The sequence below is a fragment of the Streptomyces sp. NPDC059788 genome (assembly GCF_042732265.1).
In the GTDB taxonomy this organism is placed as follows: domain Bacteria; phylum Actinomycetota; class Actinomycetes; order Streptomycetales; family Streptomycetaceae; genus Streptomyces.
This window is the reverse complement of sequence record NZ_JBHWHY010000034.1, coordinates 103217-111292: the sequence shown is the minus strand read 5'-3', so window position 1 is coordinate 111292 and position 8076 is coordinate 103217. Positions and strand designations below refer to the sequence as shown.

Below are 8076 nucleotides of genomic sequence, written 5' to 3'. Positions count from 1 at the left end.
GGGGTGCACACGCACCCCGGCCCCGCGCCTTTCGCGCTGTGTCCGGCGGCCGTCAGCAGCCGTTGTAGCCGGCCGTCGGCATGGACAGGCGGCGGTGGACCTGGGATTTCATCGCGGTGGTGTAGACCGGCTCGTCGTAGTCGGCGATCTCCAGCCGGACGCCGGCGGCGGCGCAGCGGGCGCTGAACTCGTCGGCCGAGGCGATGGCGTTCTCCAGGGAGCGGCGGTTGGGGGCGACGAAGACATCGACCAGCCCGGCCTCCACGTCCTGCCACAGCGCGGTGTGGTCGACGCGGAGCCGGTGCACACTCAGCCGGCAGGTCAGGTCGTAGTCACGGGCCTGCGCCCACTGGGCGCACATGGCGTGCTGGCTGCGGTCGTCCACCAGGAACGGGTCGTCGTCCAGCCCCGACAGCGGCATGAGGCAGGCGATCGCCGTCACTCGGACCGAGTTCATCGTGCCCCCCGGGACGTGGCGAGTGTGGGGGTGACGATACCGCCGCGCGCGTGGCGCGGTGGAGGGGCGGTGCCGGGCGGGGAGGCGTATCCGCACGCATGGCAGATCTTCCAGCCGTCCTGGTTCACGGCGAGCGGGCCGCCGCACCGGGGGCACAGCTCGGCGCGGGCGGGGTGGCCGGGGTGGCGGCGGGCCGGGCGCGGTCGGACACCGTTACGGGAATCGATCGGTTCGGTGCGTGATGCAGACGCCATGCGCTCTCCAGCGGCCGTGTCGCGCTTCGCGGCGTTCCACGAGGTGCGCGGTGGGTTCCGCAACGGGCTTAGCAGGGCACGCGGCGCGGTGGAACCGCACCGTCCGAATCCGGCCAGGTCCGTACCTGGCGCGGCGCCGTCGGACAGGTCCGTACCTGGCGTGGCACCGTCGGCCAGGTACGGTCCTGCCGCAGCGTCGGCGCCGCCCGTCCGCGCGGCGCCCGCCGATACGCCTTAAACGCGGCCCAGCGCCTTGGTCACGCTGATCTCCACCATCACCCGGTCCGGGTTGGGGGACGGGACGCGTCCGTAGCGCTCGGTGTAGCGCCGTACCGCGTCCGCCACCACGGCCGTGTCCGTACGGATGCGGGCGACGCCCTCCAGGGTGGCCCAGCGCCTGCGGTGCATCTGGCACACCGCGACCCGGGCGCCGTCCGCGCCGCCCGCGAGGATGTGGCCGACCTTGCTGCTGTCCTTGCGGGTGATCACTCGGGCGATGCGCTGGTTCGCGTCGAAGGTGACACCGACCGGGACGACGTGGGGTGTGCCGTCGGGGCGCAGGGTGGTCAGCGTGCACAGGAGATGCTCGCTCCAGAAGGCGAGGTACTCGGGGCTGAGGTCGTCCAGGTCGTGGGCCATGTCCGGAAGAGTAATTGGGGAACCTGTGGAGGTGCGGTGCGCGGGGGCTGCAAAGGGACAGCGCGGGTGGCGTGAAGGTGTTGTAAAGACGTCGCGAAAGCGCCGTAGGTCCAGGGGGCGTGCGGAGGGGTGTGAAGGATTCCGCGCCGGTGGCGTACGGCCCGGTTCGGGACGACGGAGGCAGGTCGGACGGTGGCGGCAGGCCCGCAGAGGCGTCCGTACGGGTGACCCGGGGGCGGCCGGGGGGCTGCCGGATGCCGCTGCGGCGGCATGGCCGGGGCTCGTCGGGTGCACCCGTAGATGGGCCGGAAGACGCCGTAACGTCGCCGAAACCGCGTTGAGTGGAATAGACTCAACTTATCGGACGTTGAGCCGAGCAGGTTTCGCCGCGGGGTCCGCGGCACCGACCAGCACCCGAGCACAAGGAGGAGCGCGCGAGTGGACGCCGAGCTGACCAACAAGAGCCGCGAGGCGCTGAGCGCCGCCAACGAGCGGGCGGTGACGGCGGGACACGCGGACATGACCCCCGCGCATCTGCTGCTCGCCCTCCTCGCCGGCGCGGACAACGAGAACATCACCGACCTGCTGGCCGCCGTCGGCGCCGACGCCGCCGCGCTGCGCTCCGGCGCCGAGCGCCAGCTGGCCGCGCAGCCCAGCGTGCAGGGTTCCACGGTCGCCCCGCCGCAGCCCGACCGCGACACGCTGGCCGTCATCGCCGACGCCGCGCAGCGCGCCAAGGAGCTGGGCGACGACTTCATCTCCACCGAGCACCTCCTCATCGGCATCGCCGCCAAGGGCGGCCGCACCGGCGAGCTGCTCGCGCAGCAGGGCGCCACCGCCAAGAAGCTGCTGAGCGCCTTCGAGGACAGCCGCGGCGGCCGGCGGGTGACCAACCCGGACCCGGAGGGCACGTACAAGGCACTGGAGAAGTTCGGTACGGACTTCACGGAGGCCGCGCGCGAGGGCAAGCTGGACCCGGTCATCGGCCGTGACCAGGAGATCCGCCGCGTGGTGCAGGTGCTCTCCCGCCGTACGAAGAACAACCCGGTGCTCATCGGCGAGCCCGGCGTCGGCAAGACCGCCGTCGTCGAGGGCCTGGCGCAGCGGATAGTGAAGGGCGACGTGCCCGAGTCGCTGCGCGACAAGCGGCTGGTGGCGCTGGACCTGGGCGCGATGGTGGCGGGCGCGAAGTACCGCGGCGAGTTCGAGGAGCGGCTCAAGACCGTCCTGGCGGAGATCAAGTCGAGCGACGGCCAGATCATCACGTTCATCGACGAGCTGCACACGGTCGTCGGCACCGGCGCCGGGGGCGACTCCGCCATGGACGCGGGCAACATGCTCAAGCCCATGCTGGCCCGCGGCGAGCTGCGCATGGTCGGCGCCACGACCCTCGACGAGTACCGCGAGCGCATCGAGAAGGACCCGGCGCTGGAGCGCCGCTTCCAGCAGGTGCTGGTCGCCGAGCCGACCGTCGAGGACACCGTCGCGATCCTGCGCGGCCTCAAGGGCCGCTACGAGGCCCACCACAAGGTGCAGATCGCCGACTCCGCGCTGGTCGCCGCCGCCACCCTCTCCGACCGCTACATCACCTCCCGCTTCCTGCCCGACAAGGCCATCGACCTCGTCGACGAGGCGGCCTCCCGCCTCCGTATGGAGATCGACTCCTCCCCCGTGGAGATCGACGAGCTGCAGCGCTCCGTCGACCGGCTGCGCATGGAGGAGCTGGCGCTCAAGAGCGAGACCGACGCCGGTTCCGTCCAGCGCCTGGAGAAGCTGCGCAAGGACCTCGCCGACAAGGAGGAGGAGCTGCGCGGCCTGACCGCCCGCTGGGAGAAGGAGAAGCAGGGCCTCAACCGCCTCGGCGAGCTGAAGGAGAAGCTCGACGAGCTGCGCGGCCAGGCCGAGCGCGCCCAGCGCGACGGCGACTTCGACACCGCCTCCAAGCTGCTGTACGGGGAGATCCCGGGCCTGGAGCGGGAGCTGGAGGAGGCCGCCGCGGCCGAGGCCGAGCAGGAGGCCTCGAAGGACGCCAAGTCCTCGATGGTCAAGGAGGAGGTCGGCCCCGACGACATCGCGGACGTGGTCGGCTCCTGGACCGGCATCCCGGCCGGCCGCCTGATGGAGGGCGAGACGCAGAAGCTGCTGCGCATGGAGGACGAGCTGGGCAAGCGGCTGATCGGCCAGACCGAGGCCGTACGGGCCGTGTCGGACGCGGTGCGCCGCACCCGCGCCGGCATCGCCGACCCGGACCGCCCCACCGGCTCCTTCCTCTTCCTCGGCCCGACCGGCGTCGGCAAGACCGAGCTGGCCAAGGCGCTCGCGGACTTCCTCTTCGACGACGAGCGGGCGATGGTCCGCATCGACATGAGCGAGTACGGCGAGAAGCACAGCGTGGCCCGCCTGGTCGGCGCCCCGCCCGGCTACGTCGGCTACGAGGAGGGCGGCCAGCTCACCGAGGCGGTCCGCCGCCGCCCGTACAGCGTCGTCCTGCTCGACGAGGTGGAGAAGGCGCACCACGAGGTCTTCGACGTACTGCTCCAGGTCCTCGACGACGGCCGCCTCACCGACGGCCAGGGCCGCACGGTGGACTTCCGCAACGCGATCCTGATCCTGACCTCCAACCTGGGTTCGAACTTCCTGATGGACCCGCTCCTGAAGGAGGACCAGAAGAAGGACAAGGTGCTGGAGACGGTGCGGTCCTCCTTCCGGCCGGAGTTCCTCAACCGGCTGGACGACCTGGTGGTCTTCCACCCGCTCGGCACCGACCAGCTCCAGCGGATCGCGGGCATCCAGATCGACCACCTCCAGCGCCGGCTCGCCGACCGCAGGCTGACACTGGACGTCACCGACCGCGCGCTGACCTGGCTCGCCTGGCTCGGCCAGGAACCGGTCGTCGACCAGCCGCAGGCCGCGCCGGACCTGTCCTACGGCGCGCGCCCGCTGCGCCGCCTGGTGCAGACGGCCATCGGCGACCAGCTCGCCAAGGCGATCCTGTCGGGCGAGGTGCTGGACGGCGACACGGTACGGGTGGATGTCGCCGAGGACGGCCGGTCGCTGGAGGTCGGCCCCGTACGGTGATCGCACCGGGCTGTTGAGAGGCGTGTCCCGCCGCCGTCCCCCCTGCCGGGTTTTTAGCCCGCAGCGGAGAGAGGGCGGCGGGCTTGCCATGACGGGGCCGGGATGGGGGAGGATGACGAGGACCATACGAAGGGAATTCCACGGTGAGCATCGACCCGTCCTCGATCCCGAATTTCGGGGGCCAGCCCGAACCGCAGCCGTCGGGGCCTGATGGTCCCGTCCTGCCCGACCAGGACCTGGTCAAGCAGCTCCTCGACCAGATGGAGCTGAAGTACGTAGTCGACGACGAGGGTGACCTCGCCGCCCCGTGGGAGCAGTTCCGCACGTACTTCATGTTCCGCGGCGAGGAGGAGCAGCAGATCTTCTCCGTCCGCACGTTCTACGACCGCCCGCACGGCATCGACGACAAGCCGAAGCTGCTGGAGGCGCTCGACGACTGGAACCGCCGGACGCTGTGGCCCAAGGCCTACACCCACACCCACGACGACGGCACGGTCCGCCTGATCGGCGAGGCATCGATGCTGATCGGCACCGGCGTCGCCCTTGAGCACTTCGTTTCGAGCACGGTCAGCTGGGTCCGCGCCTCGATCGAGTTCGACAAGTGGATCGTCGAGCAGCTCGGCCTGGAGGCCGACATCGAAGGCGAAGGCGACGAGAAGCCGGGTGACGAGGAAGCGTAAGCCCTCGCGCACGGCCGCAGCCGCCGGCGGGCCCCGGAGCGATGCGCTCCGGGGCCCGCCGGCGTCATGGGCCACGCCCGGCTCAGAGCGGCAGGGGCGCCATGGCCAGCAGATATACGCCGTATCCGAGCGAGAGCGCGGCCAGCGAACCGGTCGCCAGGACGACGGCGCGCGGGCGGGCGCGGGCCAGTGCCACCGCCGCCGGGACGAGCAGCGGGAAGGCCGGCAGCAGGAACCGCGGCTTGGAGGGGAAGTAGCCGGTGCCGCCCAGGGCCATCGCCAGCAGCACGACGGTGTAGACGAGCAGCGGCAGCGGCGGCCGGTCCAGCACCAGCAGCACGAAGAGCAGCACCGCTACGGCGACGACCGCGGCGGCCATGTGCTGCACCAGCGGCTCGTTGTACAGGAACAGCCGCTTCACGGACCGCAGGGTGTCCCGGCCGAAGTCGAAACGGGAACCCCATATCGCCTGTACCTGGAAGTAACCACGTGGCCCGGCGCCGGTCTGCGCCCCCACCCACAGGACGTACCCGAACCAGCCTGCGGGAGCGGTCAGGGCCGCGGCCCAGTAGCGCCAGAGGGGGCGGGCGGCCTGTCGCGGTACGAGGCCGTCCCGTCCGGGCCCGCGCTGCCAAGTCCGTACCGCCGCCGCCCAAGTCCGCACCGACGCCACCGCCACGACCGCCGCGGCGACGGCCAAACCGTTCGGCCGTGCCAGACCTGCCAGGACCGCCAGCGCGCCGGCCCACAGCGGGCGGTCGGTGAGCAGCGCGTACAGCGCCCACGCGGCCAGTGCCGTGAGCAGCGGTTCCGTATAGCTCAGCGACTCGACGACGGCGTGCGGCAGCAGGGCCCAGAGTGCCACCAGGAACGTGCCCGCGCGCCGCCCGTACAGATGCGCGCCGACCGCGAAGATCCCCCAGGCGGCCACGGCGGCGGCCGTCCACGCGAGCAGCAGCCCGGCGTCGGGCGCGCCGACCGGAAGGACGGCGGACACACCGCGTATCAGTCCCGGGTACAGGGGGAAGAAGGCCAGGTCGGCGTCGGGGTCGGTGGGCCACATGTGGAGCGGTGAGGACGATCCGTAGCCGTACCGGGCCACGCTCAGGTACCAGTTGGAGTCCCACGTGGTGCCGAGGAGGTTGCGCGGGTGGCGGCCGGTGTGCCAGGCCCAGAGCGCCGTACAGAGCACGCCCGTCAGGCGGATGGCCGCGAACAGCCCGAGGGCGGGGGCCGCGCGGCGCAGCGCCGCCCGGACGTGCACGCGTACGGAGCCGGGCCGTACCGCGGCGGCGGCTGCGGTGTCGACGGTCTCGGCGGCCACGGAACACCTCCGGTACGCGCAACGGCACTCACGCACCGGCCCCCGCACGCCCGGCGCACTCCGACACCACGACTCTCGGCGCCGCCCGCCTGCCCCGCGACCCCGGTAGGCCGATCGAGTGGCCGGGCGGGGGCGCGAGGCGGGGCGCGGACAGCCCGCCGGGCGCGGGCGTACGCGACCTCCGTCAGAGGCTGCGGAGCCGGTCGACCGCCTCCTGGAGAACCTTCTCCTGCTTGCAGAAGGCGAAGCGGACGTACGGGGCGCCCTGGTCCTGGTGGTCGTAGAAGACGGCGTTGGGGATGGCCACGACGCCGGCGCGCTCCGGGAGGGCGCGGCAGAAGGCGAAGCCGTCCTCGTGTCCCAGGGGGCGGATGTCGGTGGTGACGAAGTACGTGCCGGACGGCCGGAAGACGCGGAACCCGGCGGCGGCGAGACCGTCGGCCAGCAGGTCGCGCTTGGCGCGCAGGTCGTCCCGCAGGCCGGTGTAGTAGCTGTCGGGCAGGGCGAGCGCCTCGGCGACCGCGTACTGGAACGGTCCGGCGGAGACGTACGTGAGGAACTGCTTGGCGGAGCGGACGGCGCCGACCAGCTCCGGGCTCGCGGTGACCCAGCCGACCTTCCAGCCGGTGAAGGAGAAGGTCTTGCCGGCCGAGCCGATGGTGACGGTGCGCTCGCGCATGCCGGGCAGGGACGCCAGCGGGATGTGCTCGCCCTCGAAGACGAGGTGTTCGTACACCTCGTCGGTGATCACCAGGAGGTCGCGCTCGCAGGCGAGCCGGGCGATCTCGGTGAGTTCGGCGCGGTCCAGGACGGTGCCGGTGGGGTTGTGCGGGGTGTTGAGGAGGATGAGGCGGGTGCGGTCGGTGACGGCGTCCCGCAGCTCGTCCAGGTCGAGGGCGTACGTACCGTCCTCGGCGGACGGCCGCAGCGTCACCGGGACCCGCGTGCCGCCCGCCATCGCGATGCACGCGGCGTAGGAGTCGTAGTACGGCTCCAGCGCGATGACCTCGTCGCCCGGCTCCAGCAGGGCGAGCAGCGAGGCGGCGATGGCCTCGGTGGCGCCCGCGGTGACCAGCACCTCGGTGTCCGGGTCGCAGGCGACGCCGAGGTGGCCGTAGAAGCGGTGCTGGTGCGCGGCGACGGCGGCGCGCAGTTCGGGGACGCCCGGACCCGGCGGGTACTGGTTGCCGCGGCCGTCGCGCAGTGCGCGGACCGCCGCCTCCCTGACCTCCTGCGGTCCGTCGGTGTCGGGGAACCCCTGTCCCAGGTTGATCGATCCGGTGCGTACGGCGAGCGCGGACATCTCGGCGAAGATCGTCGTACCGAACTCGGCGAGGCGGCGGTTGAGCAGCGGTCGTGACATGCCCGCCATCCTCCGCCGAACCTCTGGACTTCCTCAACTGTGCTTTGGGGGCGGTGGGCGCCGGGCATGGGTCCCGCACCGACGGCACGCGGTACGGGGGCGGGCGGGAGCCGGGGGCAGGACGCCGGGGGCGGCCGGGCGGGGCCGGGCGGGACGGGGCCCGGGCGGGCGGAGTGGATCGGCGCGGACCGGAGAGGGATCGAAGGACACGTACGACAGGGCTTCGGGCCGCGGGGGAGACGGCGGCCGGGGCGGGTGCCTCGCTTCGGGGGACGGAAAGG

Annotated in this window: 8 protein-coding genes; 3 read left to right on the top strand and 5 right to left on the bottom strand. The window is 72.4% G+C overall.

What is annotated here, in order from left to right:
* Window positions 1-52: 52 nt before the first annotated feature.
* Window positions 53-457 (bottom strand): hypothetical protein, encoded by a 405-nt coding sequence (locus tag ACFV57_RS27970; RefSeq protein ID WP_385237951.1) that lies wholly within the window; start codon window positions 455-457, stop codon window positions 53-55.
* On the bottom strand, window positions 454-585 hold the full coding sequence (locus ACFV57_RS27965; protein WP_385237965.1) for a hypothetical protein: 132 nt from the start codon (window positions 583-585) through the stop codon (window positions 454-456). The genes ACFV57_RS27970 and ACFV57_RS27965 overlap by 4 nt, the downstream gene beginning before the upstream one ends.
* Between ACFV57_RS27965 and ACFV57_RS27960 the strand changes: the two genes are divergently transcribed.
* On the top strand, window positions 556-699 hold the full coding sequence (locus tag ACFV57_RS27960) for a hypothetical protein (protein WP_385237967.1): 144 nt from the start codon (window positions 556-558) through the stop codon (window positions 697-699). The genes ACFV57_RS27965 and ACFV57_RS27960 overlap by 30 nt on opposite strands.
* Window positions 700-945: 246 nt before the next feature.
* On the opposite strand, the gene ACFV57_RS27955 is transcribed toward ACFV57_RS27960, so the two are convergent.
* Window positions 946-1350: a pyridoxamine 5'-phosphate oxidase family protein gene (locus tag ACFV57_RS27955; protein WP_385237949.1), complete on the bottom strand. Its 405-nt coding sequence runs from the start codon at window positions 1348-1350 to the stop codon at window positions 946-948.
* 438 nt (window positions 1351-1788) lie between these two features.
* Between ACFV57_RS27955 and clpB the strand changes: the two genes are divergently transcribed.
* Window positions 1789-4428, top strand: a complete 2640-nt coding sequence (clpB, locus tag ACFV57_RS27950; RefSeq protein ID WP_385237947.1) for an ATP-dependent chaperone ClpB — start codon at window positions 1789-1791, stop codon at window positions 4426-4428.
* Window positions 4429-4571: 143 nt separating this feature from the next.
* The gene (locus ACFV57_RS27945) at window positions 4572-5108 is read left to right on the top strand and encodes a YbjN domain-containing protein (protein WP_385237945.1); all 537 of its coding nucleotides are present in this window, start codon (window positions 4572-4574) and stop codon (window positions 5106-5108) included.
* Window positions 5109-5190: 82 nt separating this feature from the next.
* On the opposite strand, the gene ACFV57_RS27940 is transcribed toward ACFV57_RS27945, so the two are convergent.
* Together ACFV57_RS27940 and ACFV57_RS27935 are read right to left on the bottom strand one after the other, a co-directional pair.
* Complete coding sequence (locus ACFV57_RS27940; RefSeq protein ID WP_385237943.1) at window positions 5191-6432, bottom strand: hypothetical protein; 1242 nt, start codon at window positions 6430-6432, stop codon at window positions 5191-5193.
* Window positions 6433-6616: 184 nt separating this feature from the next.
* A complete protein-coding gene (locus ACFV57_RS27935; RefSeq protein ID WP_385237941.1) occupies window positions 6617-7795 on the bottom strand; it encodes a pyridoxal phosphate-dependent aminotransferase in 1179 nt (392 codons plus the stop codon).
* Between the last annotated feature and the right edge of the window lie 281 nt (window positions 7796-8076).